At 65.2% G+C, this 23,510-nt stretch carries 21 protein-coding genes; 11 read left to right on the top strand and 10 right to left on the bottom strand.

What is annotated here, in order from left to right; translation table 11 throughout:
* Positions 1-67 precede the first annotated feature (67 nt).
* Genes AC51GR_RS06640 through ctaC form a run of 3 tightly spaced genes read right to left on the bottom strand, consistent with a single transcriptional unit; the run spans position 68 to position 2,122 of the window.
* Positions 68-661 carry a GNAT family N-acetyltransferase gene (locus AC51GR_RS06640; protein WP_496323802.1) on the bottom strand — a complete coding sequence of 198 codons (594 nt, stop codon included), beginning with the start codon at positions 659-661 and terminating at the stop codon, positions 68-70.
* The gene (locus AC51GR_RS06635; protein WP_496323801.1) at positions 616-1,032 is read right to left on the bottom strand and encodes a cytochrome c oxidase subunit 4; all 417 of its coding nucleotides are present in this window, start codon (positions 1,030-1,032) and stop codon (positions 616-618) included. Before AC51GR_RS06635 ends, AC51GR_RS06640 begins: the two co-directional genes overlap by 46 nt.
* 19 nt (positions 1,033-1,051) lie before the next feature.
* The gene (gene ctaC, locus AC51GR_RS06630; RefSeq protein WP_496324106.1) at positions 1,052-2,122 is read right to left on the bottom strand and encodes an aa3-type cytochrome oxidase subunit II; all 1,071 of its coding nucleotides are present in this window, start codon (positions 2,120-2,122) and stop codon (positions 1,052-1,054) included.
* Between the two features lie 239 nt (positions 2,123-2,361).
* Between ctaC and asnB the strand changes: the two genes are divergently transcribed.
* Positions 2,362-4,287 carry an asparagine synthase (glutamine-hydrolyzing) gene (gene asnB / locus AC51GR_RS06625; protein WP_496323800.1) on the top strand — a complete coding sequence of 642 codons (1,926 nt, stop codon included), beginning with the start codon at positions 2,362-2,364 and terminating at the stop codon, positions 4,285-4,287.
* 85 nt (positions 4,288-4,372) lie between these two features.
* Here the strand turns inward: asnB and AC51GR_RS06620 are convergent, their stop codons facing one another.
* The 3 genes from AC51GR_RS06620 to AC51GR_RS06610 all read right to left on the bottom strand — a co-directional run bounded on the left by AC51GR_RS06620 (position 4,373) and on the right by AC51GR_RS06610 (position 7,080).
* Positions 4,373-5,350, bottom strand: coding sequence for a carbohydrate kinase family protein (locus AC51GR_RS06620; RefSeq protein ID WP_496323799.1), 978 nt, complete (start codon positions 5,348-5,350; stop codon positions 4,373-4,375).
* A 163-nt stretch (positions 5,351-5,513) separates the two neighbouring features.
* Positions 5,514-5,888, bottom strand: a complete 375-nt coding sequence (locus AC51GR_RS06615; protein WP_496323798.1) for a HesB/IscA family protein — start codon at positions 5,886-5,888, stop codon at positions 5,514-5,516.
* A gap of 136 nt (positions 5,889-6,024) precedes the next feature.
* A complete protein-coding gene (locus AC51GR_RS06610; RefSeq protein WP_496323797.1) occupies positions 6,025-7,080 on the bottom strand; it encodes a glycerate kinase family protein in 1,056 nt (351 codons plus the stop codon).
* Positions 7,081-7,215: 135 nt separating this feature from the next.
* Between AC51GR_RS06610 and AC51GR_RS06605 the strand changes: the two genes are divergently transcribed.
* Genes AC51GR_RS06605 through AC51GR_RS06595 form a run of 3 tightly spaced genes read left to right on the top strand, consistent with a single transcriptional unit; the run spans position 7,216 to position 10,404 of the window.
* A complete protein-coding gene (locus tag AC51GR_RS06605) occupies positions 7,216-7,890 on the top strand; it encodes a DUF3043 domain-containing protein (RefSeq protein ID WP_496323796.1) in 675 nt (224 codons plus the stop codon).
* Between the two features lie 6 nt (positions 7,891-7,896).
* A complete protein-coding gene (gene cobT, locus AC51GR_RS06600; protein WP_496323795.1) occupies positions 7,897-9,633 on the top strand; it encodes a nicotinate-nucleotide--dimethylbenzimidazole phosphoribosyltransferase in 1,737 nt (578 codons plus the stop codon).
* Positions 9,634-9,639: 6 nt separating this feature from the next.
* Positions 9,640-10,404, top strand: coding sequence for an adenosylcobinamide-GDP ribazoletransferase (locus tag AC51GR_RS06595; RefSeq protein ID WP_496323794.1), 765 nt, complete (start codon positions 9,640-9,642; stop codon positions 10,402-10,404).
* A gap of 69 nt (positions 10,405-10,473) precedes the next feature.
* On the opposite strand, the gene AC51GR_RS06590 is transcribed toward AC51GR_RS06595, so the two are convergent.
* On the bottom strand, positions 10,474-11,574 hold the full coding sequence (locus AC51GR_RS06590; RefSeq protein ID WP_496323793.1) for a branched-chain amino acid aminotransferase: 1,101 nt from the start codon (positions 11,572-11,574) through the stop codon (positions 10,474-10,476).
* Positions 11,575-11,686: 112 nt separating this feature from the next.
* Positions 11,687-12,805 (bottom strand): glycine cleavage system aminomethyltransferase GcvT, encoded by a 1,119-nt coding sequence (gene gcvT / locus AC51GR_RS06585; RefSeq protein WP_496323792.1) that lies wholly within the window; start codon positions 12,803-12,805, stop codon positions 11,687-11,689.
* A gap of 91 nt (positions 12,806-12,896) precedes the next feature.
* Here gcvT and AC51GR_RS06580 point away from each other — a divergent pair, with 91 nt between their 5' ends.
* The 6 genes from AC51GR_RS06580 (at position 12,897) to AC51GR_RS06555 (ending at position 19,837) form a co-directional block, all read left to right on the top strand.
* Positions 12,897-14,411: a leucyl aminopeptidase gene (locus AC51GR_RS06580; protein WP_496323791.1), complete on the top strand. Its 1,515-nt coding sequence runs from the start codon at positions 12,897-12,899 to the stop codon at positions 14,409-14,411.
* A gap of 134 nt (positions 14,412-14,545) precedes the next feature.
* Positions 14,546-16,291, top strand: a complete 1,746-nt coding sequence (sucB, locus tag AC51GR_RS06575; protein ID WP_496324105.1) for a 2-oxoglutarate dehydrogenase, E2 component, dihydrolipoamide succinyltransferase — start codon at positions 14,546-14,548, stop codon at positions 16,289-16,291.
* 7 nt (positions 16,292-16,298) lie between these two features.
* Positions 16,299-17,198, top strand: a complete 900-nt coding sequence (locus AC51GR_RS06570; protein WP_496323790.1) for a TIGR01777 family oxidoreductase — start codon at positions 16,299-16,301, stop codon at positions 17,196-17,198.
* Entirely contained in the window at positions 17,198-17,947 is a 750-nt protein-coding gene (lipB, locus tag AC51GR_RS06565) for a lipoyl(octanoyl) transferase LipB (RefSeq protein WP_496323789.1), read from the top strand. Before AC51GR_RS06570 ends, lipB begins: the two co-directional genes overlap by 1 nt.
* Complete coding sequence (gene lipA, locus AC51GR_RS06560) at positions 17,944-18,996, top strand: lipoyl synthase (RefSeq protein ID WP_496323788.1); 1,053 nt, start codon at positions 17,944-17,946, stop codon at positions 18,994-18,996. Before lipB ends, lipA begins: the two co-directional genes overlap by 4 nt.
* Before the next feature lie 100 nt (positions 18,997-19,096).
* Positions 19,097-19,837 (top strand): DUF4191 domain-containing protein, encoded by a 741-nt coding sequence (locus tag AC51GR_RS06555; protein ID WP_496323787.1) that lies wholly within the window; start codon positions 19,097-19,099, stop codon positions 19,835-19,837.
* Positions 19,838-19,911: 74 nt separating this feature from the next.
* Here the strand turns inward: AC51GR_RS06555 and AC51GR_RS06550 are convergent, their stop codons facing one another.
* Entirely contained in the window at positions 19,912-20,379 is a 468-nt protein-coding gene (locus tag AC51GR_RS06550) for an RDD family protein (protein WP_496323786.1), read from the bottom strand.
* A gap of 255 nt (positions 20,380-20,634) precedes the next feature.
* Between AC51GR_RS06550 and glnA the strand changes: the two genes are divergently transcribed.
* Entirely contained in the window at positions 20,635-22,068 is a 1,434-nt protein-coding gene (gene glnA / locus AC51GR_RS06545) for a type I glutamate--ammonia ligase (RefSeq protein WP_496323785.1), read from the top strand.
* Positions 22,069-22,177: 109 nt separating this feature from the next.
* On the opposite strand, the gene AC51GR_RS06540 is transcribed toward glnA, so the two are convergent.
* A complete protein-coding gene (locus tag AC51GR_RS06540; protein WP_496323784.1) occupies positions 22,178-23,413 on the bottom strand; it encodes a cytochrome P450 in 1,236 nt (411 codons plus the stop codon).
* Between the last annotated feature and the right edge of the window lie 97 nt (positions 23,414-23,510).

Genomic DNA, 23,510 nt, shown 5'->3' with positions numbered 1-23,510 from the left:
TTGCCTGCGTTCGCGCCGGTTGCAACCGGCGCAGATGCGTGTAGGTGGCGCGAATTCGGCGGATGGGTTACCAGAGCTCGCCTGAGCGCCAATCACAGGTCAGCTCACCGGACACGGGAGCAGAACGTCCGTAGACGTGGACGGAACTCTCCGGGGTCTTGATCAGACCGGCCGGCGTCATCGCGGACAGGTCGCCCGTCCACGGACGCCAACCGTGTGCGCGGTACAGCCGTAAACCGGCGTCGCTGGCACCCAGGACACCGAAGTCGTAGGCACCGTCGATCACCGCTTCCACAGCGCTCATCACGCGGTCACCGATGCCCTGCCGCTGTCGCTCAGGGTCAGTTGCGACCGCCTCGACGTATCCAACGCGGTATGCGCGTCCGTCGTGGGCGATCGAGCGGGCGACCACCGCAGCGTGACCGATCAGCATGTCGCCGTCGGTGATCATCGCGTGGACTCCCCCGAGTGCGTGATCGAAGTCGGTGTCGTTGAAGTCGCCGTCGAAGGCCCGGTCGAGGAGTTGGCGGATCGCCGTACGCCAGAAAGCACTCAGCTCCCAGGTGTGCAGCAGTTGAAGCTGCGAACCCGGGAGCTGAGTGTTGTTTGTTGTTGTCAGTGCTTTTCGGGCCCGACGTGGTATTCGAGCACCAGACCGCACACTGCACCGATGATGCAGACGGCGGCGAAGGCAACCAACCAGAACTGGCCGAAAGCCAGTGCCACGGCGAACAGTGCAGCGCCCGCGGCGATCATGATCGGCCACCAGCTGCCGGCGCTGAAGAAGCCCAGCTCGCCTGCGCCGTCCGATACCTCGGCATCTTCGTAGTCCTCCGGGCGGATGTCCACCCGGCGAGCGACGAAGCGGAAGTAAGTGCCCACCAACAGTGTCAGGCCGCCGGTCATGACCAACCCGGTGACGCCAACCCATTCCACGTTCTTACTGGTCAAACCGGTGGCCAAACCGTATGCCACTGCCACCGCAAAAAAGAACCCGGTGAGGATCTCGAAGATCCGCGCTTCAATATGCATCTCGTAGCTTCTCCGTGACTTAGTTCGGCGCGGTCTGCGTGCCGCGCTTGGTGTCGAAGGGCTTGGTGCTGATCGCCAATGGATCCTCACCGATCGCTTCGAGTGCCTCGGCATTGGTCGCGCTGGGGTTGGCTTCGCGGAACTTGATGTATTCGTCGAACTTCGCCGGGCTCACCGCACGAACCTCGAAGTTCATCATCGAGTGATAGGTGCCGCACATTTCTGCACAACGACCCACGAATGCGCCCTCACGGTCGATCTCGCTGACCTGGAACCGGTTGTCCGAGTGGTTTTCCTTCGGGAACGGCATGACGTCCCGCTTGAAGAGGAACTCCGGGACCCAGAACGAGTGGACGACATCGGTTGCCGCGATCTCGAACTCGATCCGGCGATCGGTCGGGAGCACCAGCACCGGGATCTCGTCCGAGGTGCCGATCGTCTCGATCTTGTCGTACTTCAGGTAGGAACGGACATCGTTCTCGAGGGCCTGAAGCGGCACCTCGTGATGATCGCCCGACTCTTCCTCGTGCTCGCCCTCTGGGACCTGACGGTCGTACGGATTCCCGTCGGTTTCGGCACCGTCGTAGATCTGACCGTCCTCGAAACGAACGGTCCGGTAACCGAACTTCCAGTTCCACTGGAATGCGGTCACGTCGACCACCACTGCAGGATCGGGCTGCTTGGCCTCGACCTTGTTCTGCACGATGATCGTGAAGTAAAAGAGGACCGCGATGATCACAAATGGGATCGCCGTGTACGTCAGCTCCAAAGGAACGTTGTACGCGGTCTGCCGCGGGAACTCGTCTTGTCCTGCCTTACGACGATGGAACGTAATGGTCCAAAACGTCAGGCCCCACACCAAAATACCCATGATGAGGGCCGCGATCACCGACCACGTCCACAGATGCCGCATATCCTCGGCCTCGGGCGTAATGCCCTTAGGCCAACCGAATCGCAACGCTTCTTCAGCGCTGCAGCTCGACAGCATCAGTGCGCCAACGCCCAGGAACAAGGCTGCGCTTATCTGCTTGATTCGACGTCCGCGGTGCTGACGCTTGGTCGATGCCGGAGGTTGCCCACCGTGTGCCAATTTCACGCCTTCCTACCCTGCCCTGACTGGAAACAGTCACAACGCTAACCACGACTGGTAACTCGTGTACTACGCAGCGTAGACCAACCCTGACTCACATTCGTATCGGGGTTTGGGTTCGTGTCACCGGGTCCCGTCAGCGGAACGCCGAACCCGGGCCGCGCACGCGGCGGTGCGGCCGATTGCGGCATACTCGGGCGTGATCTGTACGCCGTCCCTGGACGAATTGAGGCAATTTAGTGTGTGGTCTGTTAGGTCTGCTGTCTAGCGACGCATCGGCCGCCGAGTCAGCTGATCTCGTCGCCTCTGCGTTGCACTGCATGCGACATCGAGGCCCTGACGAACCAGGCACCTGGCACGATTCCGACCTGGTCTTCGGTTTCAACCGGCTCTCGATCATCGACATCGAGCATTCGCACCAGCCCTTGCGATGGGGTCCGCCCGAGAACCCCGAACGTTATGCACTCGTCTTCAACGGCGAGATCTACAACTACCTCGAGATCCGGGCGCAGCTGGCCAAGGACGAGGGTGTCGAGTTCCGCACCGAGGGCGACAGCGAGGCGATTGTCGCTGCCTTCCACCACTGGGGCCCCGATTCGGTGTCCCGTTTGCGCGGAATGTTCGCTTTTGCCATCTGGGACACCGAGACTCAGTCGCTGTTCCTGGCTCGGGATCCGTTCGGCATCAAGCCGTTGTTCATCGCGACCGGTTCGGGCGGAACCATCTTCGGCAGCGAGAAGAAGAGCCTGCTCGAGTTGATCGACCGGATCGGAGTCTCTGATGCGCTCGACAGCCGCGCGATCGAGCACTACACCGTCCTGCAGTACGTCCCGGAGCCCGAGACGCTGCACGCCGGGATCCGGCGGCTCGAGTCGGGCAGCTACGCCACCCTGCGGCCCGGCCAGATGCCCAAGGTCTACCGCTACTTCACGCCGCAATTCTCGGTGCGCCCGTTCACCAAGGGCAACGAACAGGCCCGCTACGACGAGATCGCCGAGGTGCTCTCCGATTCCGTGGCCAAGCACATGCGTGCCGATGTCACCGTCGGATCGTTCCTGTCCGGGGGTATCGACTCGACGGCGATCGCCGCCCTGGCCATCCGGCACAACCCCGATCTGATCACTTTCACCACCGGATTCGAGCGGGAAGGCTATTCGGAGGTCGACGTGGCCGCGGAGTCCGCCGCGGCCATCGGGGCAAAGCACATCGTGAAGGTCGTCAGTCCGGCCGAGTTCGTCGCCGCGATACCCGAAATCGTCTGGTACCTGGACGATCCGGTGGCCGACCCATCACTCATCCCGCTGTACTTCGTGGCGAAGGAAGCACGCAAGCACGTCAAGGTCGTGCTGTCCGGCGAAGGCGCCGACGAACTGTTCGGTGGTTACACGATCTACAAAGAGCCGTTGTCGCTCAAGCCGTTCGAGCGTCTGCCCCGCGGTTTGCGGGCCGCTGCCGGCCGCTTGTCGGATCGGATCCCCGAGGGCAAGCGCGGGAAGAGTCTTCTGCATCGCGGGTCGATGACCCTCGAGGAGCGGTACTACGGCAACGCCCGCAGCTTCGACGATGCCCGACTCCGGGCCGTGCTCAAGGACTTCCGTCCCGAGTGGACCCACACCGACGTGACGGCCCCGATCTACGCGACCTCACGCGGCTGGGATCCGGTGGCCCGGATGCAGCACCTGGATCTGTTCACCTGGCTGCGCGGCGACATCCTCGTCAAGGCCGACAAGGTGACGATGGCGAACTCACTCGAACTGCGGGTGCCGTTCCTCGACCCCGAGGTGATGCGGGTCGCCGAGGCGCTGCCCTTCGAGGAGAAGATCTCGCACGGCACCACCAAATACGCACTCCGCAAGGCTCTGGAGCAGATCGTCCCGGCGCACGTCCTGCATCGTAAGAAGCTGGGTTTCCCGGTGCCCGTGCGACATTGGATGCGCGGCACGGAACTGTACGACTGGGCGCAGGAGACGATCGAGAACTCGCAGACCGATCACATCCTCAACAAGGACGCGATCCGTGCGATGTTGGCCGAGCACCGCACCGGTGCGGTCGACAACAGTCGTCGGCTGTGGACCGTTCTCATCTTCATGGTGTGGCACGGGATCTTCGTCGAAGGCACCATCGTGCCCCAGATCGAAGATCACCAGTACCCGGTCCGGCTCTAGCGAACATCGTGAGAACAAATCCGCCCGCCCCTGCAGAAGGGGCGGGCGGATTTGTTTACCCGGGGTGTTTGTTGTCTGGGGCTGATCAGGCGGGAAGGATCGCGCCGATCTCGGCAGCAGCCTCGGCCCCGTAGGCACCGGACAAACGCTCGAGCGCGCTCTCGCGGTCCCACACCCATTCCTGGGTGCCCACGGTCTCCAGCACCAGCACGGCGACCATCGATCCCAGCTGCGCACTGCGTTCGTGGCTCAGACCGGCTGCGTTGCCGACCAGGAACCCGGCGCGGAACGCGTCGCCGACGCCGGTCGGATCGACCTTGGCGGTTTCCGCGACAACCGGAACGTGGACGCGTGATCCGTCGGCGTCGATGATCTCCGCTCCCCCACCACCGAGCGTGGTGACCCGCACGCCGACCATGTCGGCGACCTGGGCCTCACTCAGGCCCGACTTCTGCCGGAGCAGGCCCCACTCGTATTCGTTGGTGAACAGATAGGTGGCACCTTCGATCAGATCCCGGATCTGCTCGCCGTCCAGCCGGGCCAGCTGCTGCGACGGATCGGCGGCGAACGGGATTCCAAGTTCGCGGCATTGCCGGCTGTGGACGATCATGCCCTCGGGATCGTCGGCGCCGATCAGGACCAGCTCCGGTGTGCCCAGCTCGGATGCCAGTGCGGTCAGCGAGATCTCCCGTGATTCGCTCATGGCACCGGCGTAAAAGCTTGCGAGCTGCGCCATCTCGTCGTCGGTGGTGCACATGAAGCGCGCGGTGTGCGCAGTCTCCGACACCCGGACGCCACGCGTGTCGACGCCGTTGCCCTCCAGCCACTTCCGGTAATCGTCGAAGTCGCTTCCGACCGAGCCGACCAGCAGCGGCGAACCGCCGAGCACACCCATCGCGTAGGCGATGTTGCCGGCAACACCACCGCGCCGGATCACCAACTCCTCGACGAGGAAGCTCAGAGAGATGTGACTGAGGTGTTCTGGCAGCAGCTGTTCAGAGAACTTGCCCTGAAAGCGCATCAGATGGTCGGTCGCAATCGATCCACAAATGGCAATGGCCACGAAGGAGTGCCTTTCTTACTCACGAATGATGGCTTAACGCTACCTTCTCTCCAGGTGAACACAGCCGGGGCCCGGGAACAACAAAATGGCCGCACCCGAGGTGAACTCGGATGCGGCCGTTTGCTTACTGCGGGATCTGGCGGCCTGGTGAGAGGGTCAGGCGTCAGTTGAACGAATCGCCACAGGCACAGCTGCCCGTCGCATTCGGGTTGTCGATCGTGAAGCCCTGCTTCTCGATGGTGTCGACGAAGTCGATGCTGGCACCCATGACGTACGGGGCACTCATGCGATCGACGGCCAGTCCGACGCCGTCGAACTCGACAACGAGGTCTCCGTCGAGGTTGCGGTCATCGAAGTACAGCTGGTAGCGCAGGCCTGCGCAGCCACCGGGCTGGACGGCGATGCGCAGCATCAGGTCTTCGCGGCCTTCTTGCTCACGCAGTGCCTTCGCCTTGGACGACGCAGCTTCCGTCATAATCACACCGTGCGCGGGTGCCTCGGTCTCGGTCTGCACAGCAGTCTCGTTCGATGCGGTCATGAAATCTCCTCAGTGTGCGGGGCGTCGGCCTGCGAACCCACAATGGTCCGGGTTTCGGATGCGAACTTCCGTCGGCTACAACCGTACTCCTGCCCGGTCTATTCCTGCCTATCACACCAGGTGACCGCCGGGGCGGTCACCACGAAGCGGCCACCTGACGAGCGAGTTCGGCCAATTGGTTCTGGGCGTCATCCATCGCCCGCTGCACCGATCCGGCGACCTCGACGATCGCGTGGCCTCGGGCGATGCCGGCCTCGGCGATCTGTGCCGGGGTCAGGGCGAGCTGTCCGGCCAGCACGATCGTCGGGATCCCGTGTTCGCGGGCCGCGCTGGTCAGCGCCGCGACGACCTTGCCCTTGAGTGTCTGTTCATCACATTTGCCCTCACCGGTGATCACCAGGTCGACGGTGCTGATCAGTTCGGCTTGTCCGGTCGCATCCGCGATCACCGTCGCGCCGGAGACCCGGGTGGCCCCCAATGCCAACAGTGCCGCACCCAATCCCCCAGCCGCGCCGGCCCCGGCCAGCGCGCTGATGTCGCGACCGGCAAGGTCACCGAGCCGGCGCGCCCATTCGGTCATGCGCGACTCCAGCAGGGCAACGGTGTCCTGGTCCGCGCCCTTCTGCGGACCGAAAACCGTGGCCGCACCATCCGGCCCGAGCAGCGGGTTCTCCACATCGGAGGCGGCCACGAGGGTCACCGATCGCAGCAGGTGCGCCGCCTCGTCGAGCCCACCGAGTGCGTCGACCAGGCCCTGACCGCCATCAGTGCCGGCGCTGCCGCCCAGCCCCACCACGATTCTGTCCGCGCCTGCGGCCACCGCGGCGGCGACGAGTTGGCCCACACCGAAGGTATCGGCGGCGATCGCGGTGCGCGGCGAGGGTCGACCACCGAGTTGATGCAGACCGCAGGCCTGTGCGCATTCGATGTAGGCGGTCACGTGCTCGGTCTCACGATGCAACAGCCAGTGTGCCGAGACCAGCGCGCCGAGCGGCCCGGCGACGGTCTCCTCCCGAACCTCACCGAACCGGCCGGCCAGCACCGACACAAATCCTGGTCCGCCGTCGGACTGCGGCGCCAATATCAATTCGTCGTCCGGCCGGGCCTGCGCCCATCCCGCCGCGATCGTCTCCGCGGCGGCAACAGCGGTCAAGGTGTCGCCGAACGAATCCGGGGCGATCAGAGCCTTCATGGACGAAGTATAGGAAGGCGGCCGCCCCGCGGCAGCGCGCAGAAGTACATCCGCGAGAGGCTCTGAGCCCCGGTTGATGGACGTGGTCCGGAGACCCGGCAGTCACTGCACGCGCCGTCGGGATAATCTGGAGGGGTGAAATTGCCCTGGAAAAAAGACGACGACGCCGAGGTCGCGACCGCAACGACGGCGACCGTCGAGCAGACGGCAGAAGAAGCTGCGGCCGATCGCCGATACACCGAGGGCAAGGGCCGTCCCACCCCCAAGCGCCGCGACGCCGAGGGCAAGCGACGTGGCCCGGTTGCTCCGGCCCCGACGACCCGCGCCGAGGCCCGGGCCCGCAAGAAAGAGCTCAAGGGTTCGACGGCCAGTCTGACCAAAGAAGAGAAGCGCGCGCAGTCCGAGGCACGCCGTAAGGCTCGCACCGACCAGCGCGAGAAGATGATGGACGGTGACGAGCGTTACCTGATGCCCCGCGACAAGGGCGAGGTACGTCGGTACGCCCGCAACATCGTCGACTCGCGACGCAACTTCGCCGGACTGTTCATGCCGTTCGCGATCCTGCTGATCCTCGTGATGTTCATCCCGTCCCTGGCGGTCTACGCCACTTTGTTCATGCTCATCTTCGTCATCTTCCTGGTGATCGACGGCGTGATGCTCGGACGGATCATCAACAACCGCGTGCGCGAACGCTTCCCGAACACCACCGACGGCGGCTTCAAGCTCGCCTGGTACGGATTCAGCCGTGCGATGCAGATGCGATTCATGCGCGCACCGCGGCCCGTGGTCAAGCCGGGCGACCCGGTCTGATCGGTGATGCGCACCCTGGTTCTTGGTGGAATACGCTCGGGCAAATCAGCTTTCGGTGAGAGCCTGCTGCCCCGTGACGGTGTCAGGTACTTGGCGACCGCCGCGGATCCGGCGACCGGAGACCCGGACTGGGCCCGCCGGATCGGAGCACACCGCACCCGCCGCCCTAGCGGATGGACCACGGTCGAATCCGGCGACGTGGCAGGCGAACTGCGCCGCGACACAGCCACGCCCACCCTGGTCGACGACCTCGGTGGTTGGCTGAGCCGCTACATCGACTCGGTCGGCGGCTGGGACGACGACAACTTCGACATGTCGGCGACGGCGGCCGAATTGTCCGCGGCAGTCGCCGATTTCACCGGCGACCTGGTGATCATCAGCCCCGAGGTCGGCCTCTCGCTGGTGGCACCGGTTCCGGCCGGGCGACTCTTCCAGGATCAGCTGGGCATCATCAACACGGCCGTGGCCGCCGTCTGTGACCGGGTCGTGCTGGTCGTTGCCGGCCAGACCCTTGAACTTCGCGGTGGCGCGGCCACCGACGATGCCGTCTCGGAATCGGTTTCATCCCCACTCGCCGCATCGGTCCTGGCACCGCTTGCGGTACCGGGCCCGACCGAGGTGGAAGATCCGACGCCGGTGGACGATCCGGCGGCTGTTGCCGATCCGGCACCGGTGACCGAGTTCGAGAAGCCGGAACAATTCGACTTCGTCGCCGCGCCGGACCGCAATGCCGCCATTGCCGCGCGTGAACGTCACGCCGAGCTGACCAAGCCTGCCGGATCGCTCGGACGTCTCGAAGAACTCGGCGTCTGGGTGGCGTCCTGCCAAGGCCTGTGCCCACCTCGACCGATCACCGAACCCAGGGTGGTGGTCTTCGCGGGCGACCACGGCGTCGCCCAGGCCGGTGTCTCGGCCTACCCGCCCGAGGTCACGGCGCAGATGGTTGCGAACATCAGTGCCGGTGGGGCTGCCGTCAATGTGCTGGCACGACAGAACGGTGCCCGTGTCCGGGTCGAGGACCTGGCCGTCAATGCGGAGACACCGGAAACGATGAGCCGTTTCAAGGTGCGTCGCAGCAGCGGTGATCTCACCCGTGAAGATGCGCTGACCACCGAACAGACCCGTACCGCACTTGCGGCAGGCCGCGCCATCGCGGATCAGGAGATCGATTCCGGCGCAGACCTTCTCATCGCCGGAGAGATGGGGATCGGGAACACCACCCCGGCCACCGTCCTGGTCGGGCTGCTCACCGATTCCGAGCCGGTCGTGGTCGTCGGACGGGGTACGGGTATCGACGATGACGGCTGGATCCGCAAGACCGCGGCCGTTCGGGACGGTATGCGACGCGGACGCCCCCATGCGCGGATCCCACTCGAGTTGCTGCGCACCGTCTCCGGTGCGGAAATCACTGCGATGGCCGGGTTCCTGGCGCAGGCCGCCCTGCGCAAGACACCGGTCATCCTCGACGGCCTGGTGGTCACCGCGGCCGCACTGGTCGCCAACGATCTGGCGCCCGGCGCCCGGGAGTGGTGGGTGGCCGGACACCGATCGGCCGAGCCCGCTCACCGGATCGCGTTGCGGCACCTCGATCTCGATCCGCTCCTGGACCTTTCGATGCGTCTGGGTGAAGGCACCGGCGCCCTCACCGCGCTCCCGCTGGTCCAGGCGGCCGTGAACACGCTCGCGTCCATGGCCACGTTCGCCGAGGCCCAGGTCAGTGGTGCGCCGGACGCGGCGTCCTGACCACAGATGAATCTACGAGCAGCAATCCGCGGTCCGCAGACGGCACTGTCCTGGTTGACGATCCTGCCGGTGCCCACACCGAAGGGTCCTTTCGACCGCGCGTTGGGCGGTGCCGTCATCGGTTCGACACCGCTGGTGGGCGCGGTCCTCGGCGTCATCACCGCGGCGGTCGCTGTCGGCCTCGGTGCGACCGAGTTGCCGCCGTTGCTCGCGGGTCTGCTCGTCGTCGGTGCGATCGCAATCCTGACCCGCGGCATGCACCTCGACGGATTGTCGGACACCGCAGACGGATTGGGTTGTTTCGGCTCTCCCGAGCGCGTGCACAAGGTGATGCACAGTGGCAGCGCGGGCCCCTTCGGCGCGGCCACACTGGTTGTCGTGCTGGGCGCGCAGGCGGCCGGTTACGGTGCCCTGATTCAACAGAATGACTGGGCTGCAATCATTTTCGTGCTGTTTGTCAGTCGGGTGGCCCCGGTCATCGGTTGCCGGGTGAATCTGTCCGCCACCGAGGAATCCAAGTTCGGCGCACTGACCGCGGGAACACAACGGCTGACGGTCGTCTTCTGGGCGCTCGGGGCGATTGCCGCCGGGTATGCGGTCGACACCGGGCTACCGCTGCCAGGTGTGTTCACCGCGATGGCGGTGGTCGTATTCGCCTGGTGGTTCAGCTTTCACTGCTCCCGCAGGTTCGCCGGCATCAATGGGGACGTACTCGGCGCGCTCGTCGAACTGAGCGCACTGATCGCCATCTGCGGACTGCTGGTCACCTGAGTTCCGGAGCTTTCCGAGTGACGGGGCTTTCTGTGTGACGGGGCTTTCCTGGGACGACCGGGCGATACTTCAGCCGTGGAGCTTGGCCATCCACCCATGGATGTCGGCGAAGGTGCCGCGCTGGATACCGGTGAGCGTGTCGCGCAGCGCCATCGTGACCTCACCGGGCTGACCGTCGCCGATGGTGTAGTCGTCGACCTCGCCCTTGACGTGGCCCACCGGGGTGATGACGGCGGCCGTGCCGCAGGCAAAGACCTCAGTGATCTCGCCCGAGGCGACACCCTTACGGAGTTCTTCGACGCTGATCTTGCGTTCGACGACGTCGAAACCGGCGTCCGCGGCGAGTTGGAGGAGCGATTCACGGGTGATACCCGGCAGCAGCGATCCGGACAGTTCCGGGGTGACGAGTTTGGCGTCGGCACCGGAGCCGAAGACGAAGAACAGGTTCATACCACCCATTTCTTCGACGAATCGGCGCTCGATGGCGTCGAGCCAGACCACCTGATCGCAACCCTTTTCGGCGGCCTGTGCCTGCGCGAGCAGCGAGGCGGCGTAGTTGCCACCGAACTTGGCCGCGCCGGTGCCGCCGGGGGCGGCGCGCACGTACTCGGTCGAGAGCCAGACGCTCACCGGATGGACTCCGCGCGTGAAGTATGCGCCGGCGGGCGAGGCGATGAGCAGGTACCGGTATTCACTCGCCGGCCGCACGCCGAGACCGGCCTCGGTGGCAATCATGAAGGGACGCAGATAAAGCGCCGCTTCCCCACCGGCCTCCGGGACCCACAGGTTGTCGGCGTCGACGAGCGCACGTAGCGAACCCATGAAGTCCTCGACGGGCAGTTCCGGCATCGCCAGTCGGCGCGCCGACCGCTGCATGCGCAGAGCGTTGGCGTCCGGCCGGAACGAGGAGATGCTGCCGTCGGCCTGGCGGTAGGCCTTGAGACCTTCGAAGATCTCCTGCGCATAGTGCAGCACCATCGCCGAGGGATCGAGCTGGATAGGGCCGTATGGAACGACCTTGGCATCGTGCCAGCCCTGCTCGGCGCTGTGGTCGATGGTCACCATGTGATCGGTGAAGTACTTACCGAAGCCCGGTGCAGCCAGGATTTCCGCGCGGCGCTGCGCCGAGAGCGGCTGCGGGTGTTCGGTCCGGGCGAACTCCAAAGTCATGCGCCAATCGTATCGCCTGACCCCGCGCCAATTTTCCCCGGTGGGACCGCACCCGTTTCGAACACTGCCCGAATCGGCGGACCGGACAATCCCGGCCCACCCGACATGGCGGCTAGCCGGTGCCCGCCGTCACGAAGGGCGGCAGGACGACCTCGCATTCCAACGCCCGGCCGCGGACGTCGATCACCACGGTGTCGCCCTTGGCCACACCCGCGGCCGAATCGATGAGTGCCAGCGCGATTCCCACCTTCAAGGTCGGCGAAAAGGTCCCGGAGGTGGTGACGCCGATCTTGCTTCCACCCGGGCCGTCGAGGACTGCGAGGTCCGCCCTGGGTACCCCGCGTCCGGTCGCCCGCAGGCCCCAGAGCCGACGCTCCGGACCGGCTTCCTTCTCTGCGAGCAGGGCGTCGCGACCGAAGAACTCGGGCTTGTTCCAGCCGACCGCCCAACCGCAGCGGGCCTGGACGGGGCTGATGTCGACGGAGAGCTCGTGCCCGTGCAGGGGGTAGCCCATCTCGGTGCGCAACGTGTCACGTGCACCGAGCCCGGCCGGCGCTCCCCCGGCGGCGATGACCGCGGCGGACAGCGCGGTGAACACCGGCGCGCTGTCTTCCCACGCCGGCAACAACTCGTAGCCGATCTCGCCGGTGTATCCGGTCCGGCAGACCCGGACCGGATAACGCTGTTGCCCCACAACCATTTCGGTGTCGGTGAACGACATGTACTCCAGGTCGGTCGGCAGTCCCAGGCCCGACAGCACCGAGGTCGACTGCGGACCCTGAACCGCGAAGACGCCGAAGTCGCGGTGCCGGTCGAGGACCTCGATGCCCTCGGGGGCCACGGCCTTCAGGGCTGCCACCACGGCCGAGGTGTTGGCGGCGTTGGGAACGAGGAACACGTCCTCGTCAGAGACCCAGTAGACGATGAGGTCGTCGATCACCCCACCGGAGTCGTTGGCGCACAGGGTGTACTGCGCCTTGCCCGGATGGATCTTCGTCAGGTCGTTGGTCAGGCAACGGTTTACGAACTCGGCCGCACCCGGCCCGGTCACCGACGCCTTGCCCAGGTGACTCACATCGAACATGCCCACCGCCTCGCGGACCGCGGTGTGTTCGGCAACCGTTCCCGCATAGGACACCGGCATGTTCCACCCACCGAACTCGGCAAAACTCGCTCCGAGTCCGCGATGCAATTCTTCGATGGGGCCGGCCAGCAATTCACCTTCGCTCATGCGGCCACGCTATCGCGCCGCATGAGCGAGCAGCATGCGACCACTAAGCTTGGTCACCAGTACCAGGTACGGCTACGAGTGGGAGTGAAGTGTGAGCAAGTCAAGCGCAAAACGTCAGCTGGGTCCCCAACTGTCACTGGCCACCGGGATCGGCAAGGACGACGACGTCCTGGTGATCGGACTGACCACCGCCGACGAAGACGGTGGGGCACCGAGTCTGGTCATCGGTGAGGGCCTGCTCGACGACGCCACCGCCTCCACGATCGACGATGCACTGGCCGCAGTGGGCGCGAAGGGTTCGGCCGGTGAGCTGACCAAGCTCCCCGCCCCGACCGGCCTGGGCGTCACATCAGTGCTGGCCGTCGGACTCGGCGCGCCCGACAAGCTCGATGATGCCGAACACATTCGCCGCCAGGCGGGTGTGGCCGCCCGGAGTCTGCAGGGGGTGGGGACCGCGGTCACCAGTCTGCCTGCCGCCGACCTCGCGGCCACCGCCGAAGGCTTCTTCCTCGGCGCCTACCGGTTCGACGAGTTCCGTTCGACGCCACCTGAGAAGGCCCCGCTCTCAGCGGTTCGCCTGCTGGTACCCGCCGCGGACAAGAGCACCCAGGCCGAATTGGATCGCGCGGAGGCCATCGCCCGCGCGGTTGCCATCGCCCGCGACTTCGTGAACACCCCGCCGAGTCACCTGTTCCCCGAGGAGTTCGCCGACCGCGCCAAGGCCCTCGGTTCGGCCGCCGGCCTCAAGGTCGAGATCCTCGACGAGTCCGCGCTGGACAAGGCCGGTTACGGCGGCATCATCGGCGTCGGCAAGGGCAGCTCCCGCCCGCCGCGCCTGGTCCGCCTGAGCCACAGCGCCGGCAAGAAGGCCAAGACCGTGGCCCTTGTCGGCAAGGGCATCACCTTCGACACCGGCGGCATCTCGATCAAGCCCGCCGCGGGCATGGAGAACATGACCTCCGACATGGGCGGCGCCGCAGCGGTGATCGCGACCATGATCCTGGCGGCCGACCTCAATGTCGGCGTCAACGTCATCGCCACGGTCCCGATGGCCGAGAACATGCCGTCGAGCACCGCACAGCGTCCCGGTGACGTCCTGACCCAGTACGGCGGCAAGACCGTGGAAGTCATCAACACCGACGCCGAGGGCCGGTTGATCCTGGCCGACGCCATCGTCCGCGCCTGCGAGGACGAGCCCGATTACCTGATCGACACCGCCACCCTGACCGGCGCACAGATGGTCGCCCTGGGCACCCGGACCCCCGGGGTCATGGGCACCGACGAGTTCCGCGACCGCGTCGCATCGATCTCGCAGGCCGAAGGCGAGTCCGGTTGGCCGATGCCGTTTCCAGAAGAGCTTCGTCCGGATCTCGATTCCCGGGTGGCCGATCTGGCCAACGTCACCAACCATCGGTGGGGCGGCATGCTCTCGGCGGGCATCTATCTGCGGGAGTTCGTGGCGAAGGACGTGCAGTGGGTCCACATCGACATCGCCGGACCGGCCTTCAACACCGGCGGCCCGTGGGGTTACACCGGTAAGGGCGGAACCGGCGTACCAGTGCGGACCATCTTCGCCGTACTGGAGGACATCGCTGCCGAAGGATGAGGCAAAAGGTAGGGTTTAGAACGGTGGTTCGCCTCATCCGGTTGATCACCACCTCCATGCCTGCCACCAATACTGGTGGTTTGGCCCAGACCGTAGACCGCACACCGGTTCTCGAAATCAAGGAGTCGACAACGATGGCCTTCTCCGTCCAAATGCCAGCCCTGGGTGAAAGCGTCACCGAAGGCACCGTCACCAGGTGGCTCAAGCAGGAGGGTGACACGGTCGAGGCCGACGAACCGTTGCTGGAGGTGTCGACCGACAAGGTCGACACCGAGATCCCCGCACCGACATCCGGCGTCCTGATCAAGATCGTCGCGCAAGAAGATGACGTCGTCGAGGTCGGTGGCGAGCTCGCCCAGATCGGCGACGCCGGCGAATCCGCCGGTGACAGCGCCCCCGCGCAGGAGTCCGCACCGGAGCCCGAAGCCGAGCCTGAGCCCGAGGCGCAGCCCGAACCCGAGGAACCGGCGACCCCGGCCGCATCGGCACCGGCATCCGGATCCGGATCCGCCGACGGCACCGACGTCACGATGCCCGAATTGGGCGAGTCCGTGACCGAGGGCACCGTCACCCGCTGGCTCAAAGAAGTCGGTGACTCCGTCGCGGCCGACGAACCGCTGCTGGAGGTCTCCACCGACAAGGTCGACACCGAGATCCCGTCTCCCGTCGCCGGCACGTTGCTCGAGATCATCGCCTCCGAGGACGATGTCGTCGAGGTCGGCGGACGTCTGGCCGTGGTCGGTTCTGCCGACTCCAAGCCCACCGTCGCACCGTCCGAGCCCGAACCGGAGCCCGAGGCCGCACCCGAGCCCGAGCCCGAGGAAGAGCCCAAGGCGGAGCCGAAGGAGGAGCCCAAGGCAGAGCCGGTTGCGGAGAAGAAGCCCGAACCGAAGGAAGATGCCAAGCCCGCCGCCGAGCAGGAGTCGACCCCGTACGTCACCCCGCTCGTCCGCAAGCTCGCGGCGGAGAACAACGTCGACCTGAGCGCCATCAAGGGCACCGGCGTCGGTGGCCGCATCCGCAAGCAGGACGTCTTGGCCGCCGCCGAGGCCGCGAAGGCACCGGCAGCCCCTGCCGCTCCGGAACCGGCTGCTGCACAGGCGAAGCCGGCACCCGAAAAGTCGGCACCGGCAGCACCGCGCCCGGAATTGGCCAAACTGGTCGGCACCACGCAGAAGATCAACCGGATCCGTCAGATCACCGCCAAGAAGACCCGCGAATCCCTGCAGGAGAGCGCACAGCTCACCCAGGTCTTCGAGGTCGACATGACGAAGATCGCCACCCTGCGGGCAGCGGCGAAGGCCGGCTTCAAGGCCAGCGAGGGTGTCAACCTGACCTACCTGCCGTTCATCGCCAAGGCCGTCGTGGAGGCGCTCAAGGCGCATCCGAACGTCAACGCCTCGATCAACGAAGAGGCCAAGGAGATCACGTACCACTCCAAGGTCCACCTCGGCATCGCGGTCGACACCGAGCAGGGCCTGCTCTCCCCCGTCATCCACAACGCCGACGATCTGTCGATCGCCGGTCTGGCGCGGGCCATCGCCGACATCGCTGCGCGGGCACGGAGCAACAACCTCAAGCTCGACGATCTGACCGGTGGCACGTTCACCATCACCAACATCGGTAGCCAGGGTGCGCTCTTCGACACCCCGATCCTGGTTCCGCCGCAGGCGGCCATGCTCGGTACCGGTGCCATCGTCAAGCGCCCGGTGGTCATGACCGGTGCCGACGGCTCGGAATCGATCGCGGTGCGGTCGATGTCGTTCCTGCCGCTCACCTACGATCACCGCCTCATCGACGGCGCCGACGCCGGCCGCTTCCTGAGCACCGTGAAGCATCGCCTCGAAGAGGCTGCGTTCGAGGCGGAGCTGGGACTGTAAGAAGTCGATGCGGATCGCCATAGCGGGATCTTCCGGCCTGATCGGCTCGGCCCTGGTGGACAGTCTCACCGGGGCCGGCCACCAGGTCGTCCGCCTGGTTCGGCGTCCCGCCACTGCCGCGGATCAGATTCACTGGGAGCCTGATTCGTTCGGCATCGATCCCGGCGCCTTGGCGGGCGTCGATGCGGTGGTCAATCTCTGCGGTCGCGGTATCGCCGACGGCCGATGGTCCGGACACGTCAAGCAGCAACTCCGGGACAGTCGGATCATCCCGACACAGGTGCTCGCCGAAGCAGTCCGGATTGCCGGCGTGCCCATCTTCGTGAGTTCGAGCGCAACCGGTTATTACGGGAACACCGGGGCCCGGGCGGTCACCGAGGACGATCCTGCCGGTACCGGGTTCCTGGCCGAACTGACGACCGACTGGGAAGCCGCCGCTCTCTCGGCACGGTCGGCGGGGGCATCGACCCGGGTGACAGTGGTCCGCACGGCGCCGGTGATGTCCCCGTCCGGCGGCATGCTCGGCAAACTGCGGCGCTTGTTCGGTCTGGGTCTGGGTGGCCGGTTGGGTAGCGGTGAGCAATACCTGCCCTGGATCAGTCTGGTCGACACCGTGCGGGTGCTGGAGTTCCTGCTGACCCGGCCGATCGCCGGTCCGGTCAACATGTGCGCACCCCGGTCGGTCACGAACGCCGAGTTCACCAAGGCCCTCGGTCACGCGTTGCGTCGTCCGACCCCCTTTGCGGTGCCGGCGTTCGTGTTGTCCAAAACAGCAGGTGAGATGGCCGAGGAAATGTTGTTGCATGGTCAGAACGTTGTACCGAAGGTGCTGACCGACAACGGCTTCGAATTCCGTCATCCCACCATCGATTCCGCCCTCGCCTACGCGGTGGGCAAGGGCGCCTGATGCCCGGTGCTCGTGCGTCCAACGCACCTCTCGAGGTCCGCTGGCTCGGCCGCGTCGACTACCAGGAGACCTTCGACCTGCAACATCGGCTCGCGAACGAACGTGCCGACGGGATCCTCGACCACGACGTCCTGCTGCTGCTGGAACATCCGTCGGTCTACACCGCGGGCCGGCGTACCGAAGAGGCCGATCGTCCCAACGACGGTTCTCCTGTGATCGATGTCGACCGCGGCGGGAAGATCACCTGGCATGGTCCCGGCCAGCTGGTCGCTTATCCGATCGTCGCGTTGGCCAGTCCGGTCGACGTCGTCGACTACGTCCGGCGACTGGAAGAAGCCATGATCCATGTCTGCCAGACCCTGGGCCTGCCGACGTTCCGCGTCGACGGCCGCTCCGGGGTGTGGGCGATCGATGAGCCGGACGACGATCAGAAACCTTCCCGCCCGGACCGCAAGATCGGCGCGATCGGCATCCGGGTGGCTCGGGCGGTGGCATTGCACGGCATCGCCGTGAACTGCGATCCCGACCTGCGCGCTTTCGGCTCGATCATCCCCTGCGGCATCCCCGACGCCGGCGCCGGTTCACTGTCCGACGAACTCGGTCGCACGGTCACGGTCGACGAGGTTCGCCCCTTGCTCGCCGCGGCCATTGCCGACGTCCTCGACGGGACGTTGCCGGTCAGCACACATACTGCAACAACCAGCGTCACCCAGAGTGACAATCAAACCCACGTAGGATCTGTCCAGTGACTGTTTCGCACGACAAACCAGCCAAATCGAGCGCTTCGGCATCGGTCGGCCCGAACGGACGCAAACTCCTGCGCCTCGAGGCCCGCAACTCCGAGACGCCGATCGAGCGCAAACCGTCGTGGATCAAGACCCGCGCGACGATGGGTCCGGAGTTCACCGAACTCAAGTCCCTGGTCAAGAGCGAGGGCCTGCACACGGTCTGTGAAGAGGCCGGATGCCCGAACATCTACGAGTGCTGGGAAGACCGCGAGGCCACCTTCCTGATCGGTGGTGAGCAGTGCACCCGCCGCTGCGACTTCTGCCAGATCGACACCGGCAAGCCCGCCGATCTCGACCGCGACGAGCCTCGGCGGGTGGCCGAGAGCGTGGCCACCATGGGTCTGCGTTACTCGACGGTGACCGGTGTCGCCCGCGACGACCTGCCCGACGGCGGGGCCTGGCTCTACGCCGAAACCGTGCGGTACATCAAGCAACTCAACCCGACCACCGGTGTCGAGCTGCTCATCCCCGACTTCAACGCCGATCCCGACCAGCTGGCCGAGGTCTTCGCCTCACGCCCAGAGGTGTTGGCGCACAACGTCGAAACGGTCCCGCGTATCTTCAAGCGGATTCGTCCGGCGTTCCGGTACCAGCGCAGCCTCGACGTCATCACCGCTGCCCGCGATGCCGGTCTGGTGACCAAGTCGAACCTGATCCTCGGGATGGGCGAAACCCCCGAAGAGGTCACCGAGGCGATGGTCGACCTACACGAGGCCGGCTGCGACATCCTGACCATCACGCAGTACCTGCGTCCGTCGCCGCGGCATCACCCGGTGGACCGCTGGGTCAAGCCCGAGGAGTTCGTCGAGCATTCGAAGTTCGCCGAAGACCTCGGTTATGCCGGTGTCATGGCCGGACCGCTGGTCCGCTCGTCGTACCGGGCCGGTCGGCTGTACGCGCAGGCGATGAAGCATCACGGACGTGAACTTCCCGAGGCGATGTCACATCTGACCGACGGTGGAAGCGCCAGCCAGGAAGCCTCGTCGTTGATGGCCCGTCTCGCCCGCTGAGGTCTGATCGGCGCCGGCCGCCGACCAGTTTTCCCCGACATCCGATTGCCGGGGTACCGGGTTGACCGGATGCCTGGCGCAGGCCAGTATCCTGGTGAGCATGGCGAAGGCAACAAAGGCGACAAAAGAAGCAAAGGCAGCTGCGAAGGCTGCCCGTAAGGAAGCGTCGCGAGCTCGCCGCAAACAACTGTGGCAAGCGTTCCAGATGCAGCGCAAAGAAGACAAGCTGCTGCTGCCCCTGATGATCGGCGCGATCGTCGGCGCGACGGTGATCGCGGTTCTCATCGGCATCTTCGTCGGCGGTCTGGTCTTCGTCCTCCCGATGGGCATCCTGCTCGGCGTTCTGATCGCGTTCATCATCTTCGGACGCCGGGTGCAGAAGACGGTCTTCCGCAAGGCGGACGGTCAGGCCGGTGCCGCGGCCTGGGCGCTGGACAACATGCGCGGGCAGTGGCGGGTCAAGCAGGCCGTCACCGGCACCGCCCACCTCGATGCCATCCACCGCGTGATCGGCAAACCGGGTGTGATCCTGGTCGCCGAGGGTGCCCCGAGTCGTACCAAGCCGTTGCTGGCCCAGGAGAAGAAGCGAGTCGCCCGCATCGTCGGCGACACCCCGATCTACGACATCACCGTCGGTAACGATGAGGGTCAGGTTCCGCTCAAGAACCTCGAGAAGCACCTGAACAAACTGCCGAAGAACATCGACAAGAAGCGCATCGACGCGCTCGAGTCACGGCTTGCCGCACTCGGTGGCAAGCAGCCCGGTCCGGGCATGCCCAAGGGTCCGATGCCCGCCGGCGCCAAGATGCGCAGCATCCAGCGCACCGCGCGTCGTCGCTGATCTCCCTGCCCCCGATATCCGGGCAACAAAAAACCACCCGTCTTGACGGGTGGTTTTTTGTTACGCCGAACTGCTCAGCGGGTGCGGATCAACGCGGTGCCGGTTGCCCGGTCGTGCATGCCGCGTCCGTCGTGGTCGTTGATCAGCGGTGGGACCAGGAACACGATCAGGATCTGCCGGACCAGGGCACGGACGAAGCCGACTCGTGCTCCCCCGTCGACGCGGGCGACGCGCATGCCGGTGAGGAATTGTCCCGGGGTGAATCCGAATACGGTCACCGAACCGACGCCGACGACGAACCAGACGAGCAAGACCACGTTCGAGAGAACCGGCGACTGCAGGTCTTGGACGAAGATCATCGCCACACCACCGGACATCACCCAGTCTGCGAACAGCCCCAGGCAGCGATGCCAGGAAGATGCCAGCGAGTTCGGGCCGGACTCGGCCAGACCCAGCTTTTCGCCGCGGTAGGCGCCTACATCGACATTGTCTCCGAGTGCTGCCTGCGGGCCAGAAAGCCACGATCCGGTAATACGTCCCATGGCCACAATCATAGATGTGCTGGGAGAACAGTCTCACCAAGCATTATGCGGCCCATCTCACACCACGTTTCGCCCCGGAATGGCTCGTGTAACACGGGCGAAACACCGAAGTATCTGGCTAGCAACCTGACGTCAATACGGTCAGCGTTGATGATCCGCCACTCTAGAGTGGACAGGGACAATCGCCAGGCCTTGCAACATCCATCAATTTGGGGTGCTGGCAGCAATTGGCACGAGTGAAGGAGTCACCCGCAGGTGTACAACACAAAAGAAGAACTGCTCGAGGGCATCAAGTCCGAAGGCGTCGAATACGTCGACATCCGGTTCTGTGATCTCCCAGGAACGATGCAGCACTTCTCGATCCCGGCCACGGCCTTCGATGAGAGCGTCTTCGAAGACGGTCTGGCATTCGACGGGTCTTCGGTCCGCGGTTTCCAGTCGATCGACGAGTCGGACATGATGCTCCTCCCCGACCCGACGAGCGCGCGCATCGATCCTTTCCGCAAGGCGAAGACGATGAACGTGACCTTCTTCGTGCACGACCCGTTCACCCGTGAGTCCTACAGCCGCGACCCGCGCAACGTCGCCCGCAAGGCCGAGGATTACTTGGTCAGCACCGGCATCGCCGACACCTGCTTCTTCGGTGCCGAGGCCGAGTTCTACATCTTCGACTCGGTTTCGTTCAGCTCCGAGGTCAACGGCACCCACTACAACGTGGAGTCGGAGTCGGGCTGGTGGAACACCGTTTCGCAGCAGAACCCGGACGGCTCACCGAACCTCGGCTACAAGGTTCGCCAAAAGGGTGGCTACTTCCCGGTCGCGCCGTATGACCACTACGTCGACCTGCGCGATGAGATCTCGACCAACCTGACCAACGCCGGGTTCATCCTCGAGCGCGGTCACCACGAGGTCGGCACCGGCGGACAGACCGAGATCAACTACAAGTTCAACACGCTGCTGCAGGCCGCTGACGACGTTCAGCTGTTCAAGTACATCGTGAAGAACACCGCATGGCAGAACGGCAAGTCCGTCACCTTCATGCCGAAGCCGCTGTTCGGCGACAACGGATCGGGCATGCACGCCCACCAGTCGCTGTGGAAAGACGGAAAGCCGCTCTTCCACGACGAGGCCGGCTACGCAGGTCTGTCCGACCTGGCTCGCCACTACATCGGCGGCATCCTGCACCACGCACCGTCGCTGCTGGCGTTCACCAACCCCACGGTGAACTCCTACAAGCGTCTGGTCCCGGGTTACGAGGCCCCGATCAACCTGGTCTACAGCCAGCGCAACCGCAGCGCCTGTGTGCGTATCCCGATCACGGGCAACAACCCGAAGGCCAAGCGCCTCGAGTTCCGTTGCCCCGACAGCTCGGGCAACCCGTACCTCGCGTTCGCCGCCATGATGATGGCCGGCCTCGACGGCATCAAGAACAAGATCGAGCCGCACGAGCCCGTCGACAAGGACCTCTACGAGCTCCCGCCGGAGGAGGCCAAGGGCATCCCGCAGGCCCCGACCTCGCTCAGCGCCGTCATCGACCGCCTCGAAGAGGATCACGACTACCTCACCGAGGGTGGCGTGTTCACCGAGGATCTCATCGAGACCTGGGTCAGCTACAAGCGCGAGAACGAGATCGAGCCCGTCCAGATCCGTCCGCACCCGTACGAGTTCTCGCTCTACTACGACGTGTGATCGTCTCCGACGATGTGACGTGTGATCGTCTCCGACGATGTGACGTGTGATCTGAAGTAAGACAACAATCCGCCCGCCCGGCATCAGCCGGGCGGGCGGATTTGTCTTGTCACACCACCTGCGCCCTGATCGGCAGGTGCTTGAGGCCACCGACAAAGGTGGTGGCGATCAGTTCGGGGTCGCCGGTCAACTCCACCGACCGCAGCCTGGGCAGCAGCTCCGAATAGAAGCTGCTCACCTCCATACGGGCCAGCGCCGCACCGAGACAAAAGTGGACGCCGTAGCCGAACGCAACGTGGTTGTTGGGACTGCGGCCGACGTCGAACCGGAACGGGTCGTCGAAGACGTCTTCGTCCCGGTTGCCCGACACATAAGACAACAGCAGCGACTCCCCTTGCGCGATCGGCACCCCGCGAACCTCTGTGTCCTGCGCGGCGGTCCGCATGAAGGCCTTGACCGGCGTGGTCCACCGGATCATCTCTTCGGCGGCCGACGGCATCAAGCCGGGATCGGCAACCAGACGCGCTCGCTCTGCCGGGTTCTCGATGAGCGCCTGCATTCCACCGGCGATGGTCGCGCTGGTGGTGTCGTGGCCGGCGGTGGCGATGATCAGGTAGTACGACACCGTCTCGATGTCATCGAGCGGCTCACCGTCGATTGTTGCGTTGGCGATCGCCGACGCCAGATCGTCGGTGGGATGCTCACGGCGGGCGGCGGTCACGGCATTGAAGTATTCGAACATCTCCATCAGCGCCATGGTGCGATCTTCCTGGGTGTCACCGCGGTGGTACTCCGGCTCCTCACTGCCGAGCAACTCCTGGGTCAGCTTGAGCATCAGGGGGAAGTCGGCCTCGGGTACGCCGAGCAGCGACATGATCACGTACAGCGGATAATTCACCGCGACCTCCTGGACGAAGTCGCAGTCGCCCTCCATCGCACGCATCTTGTCGACGTAGATCGTGGCCAGGTCGGCGACCCGGGCCTTCATCGCCTTCATCGCCTTGGGCCGGAACCAGTCCCCCGCGATCGCCCGCACCACCTTGTGTTCGGGATCGTCCATGTGGATCAACGTCTTCACCTGGCTCGCGATGTCCATCTCCTCTTGCATGGATTTGATCAGAACCGGGCGCGGAAAGTTGGTGAACAGGGCGTTGTTGCGCGAAATCGCCATGATGTCTTCATGTTTGGTGATCGCCCAGAAGGGCCGGTACTTCGGTTCCGTCACCATGCAGACCGGCGCCGTGGCCCGCAGATGGGTCAGCGCGGTGTGCAACCGCGCGTCGTCGGTGTACGCCGATGGGTCGGCCAGCATCCTGGCCGCGTCGTCGATACTCGGAACCGTCATACGAAATACCCCCCATCACTTCTGTTGAGGCCGGACAATACTCGTCGCCCGACGATCACGGCATCTGACTGTAAGTCGTACGGTAGCCCATTTTCCC

The sequence above is a fragment of the Williamsia sp. z71 genome (genome assembly GCF_059553375.1).
This window is presented reverse-complemented; position numbering and strand designations above follow the sequence as displayed.

Coding starts and splice junctions, on each gene's coding strand:
- AC51GR_RS06555 (WP_496323787.1), top strand. CDS start 19,097: ATGGCGAAGGCAACAAAGGCGACAAAAGAAGCAAAGGCAGCTGCGAAG.
- AC51GR_RS06595 (WP_496323794.1), top strand. CDS start 9,640: ATGAATCTACGAGCAGCAATCCGCGGTCCGCAGACGGCACTGTCCTGG.
- gcvT (WP_496323792.1), bottom strand. CDS start 12,805: ATGAGCGAAGGTGAATTGCTGGCCGGCCCCATCGAAGAATTGCATCGC.
- lipB (WP_496323789.1), top strand. CDS start 17,198: ATGCCCGGTGCTCGTGCGTCCAACGCACCTCTCGAGGTCCGCTGGCTC.
- AC51GR_RS06615 (WP_496323798.1), bottom strand. CDS start 5,888: ATGACCGCATCGAACGAGACTGCTGTGCAGACCGAGACCGAGGCACCC.
- AC51GR_RS06610 (WP_496323797.1), bottom strand. CDS start 7,080: ATGAAGGCTCTGATCGCCCCGGATTCGTTCGGCGACACCTTGACCGCT.
- cobT (WP_496323795.1), top strand. CDS start 7,897: ATGCGCACCCTGGTTCTTGGTGGAATACGCTCGGGCAAATCAGCTTTC.
- sucB (WP_496324105.1), top strand. CDS start 14,546: ATGGCCTTCTCCGTCCAAATGCCAGCCCTGGGTGAAAGCGTCACCGAA.
- AC51GR_RS06540 (WP_496323784.1), bottom strand. CDS start 23,413: ATGACGGTTCCGAGTATCGACGACGCGGCCAGGATGCTGGCCGACCCA.
- AC51GR_RS06635 (WP_496323801.1), bottom strand. CDS start 1,032: ATGCATATTGAAGCGCGGATCTTCGAGATCCTCACCGGGTTCTTTTTT.
- AC51GR_RS06570 (WP_496323790.1), top strand. CDS start 16,299: ATGCGGATCGCCATAGCGGGATCTTCCGGCCTGATCGGCTCGGCCCTG.
- AC51GR_RS06550 (WP_496323786.1), bottom strand. CDS start 20,379: ATGGGACGTATTACCGGATCGTGGCTTTCTGGCCCGCAGGCAGCACTC.
- AC51GR_RS06590 (WP_496323793.1), bottom strand. CDS start 11,574: ATGACTTTGGAGTTCGCCCGGACCGAACACCCGCAGCCGCTCTCGGCG.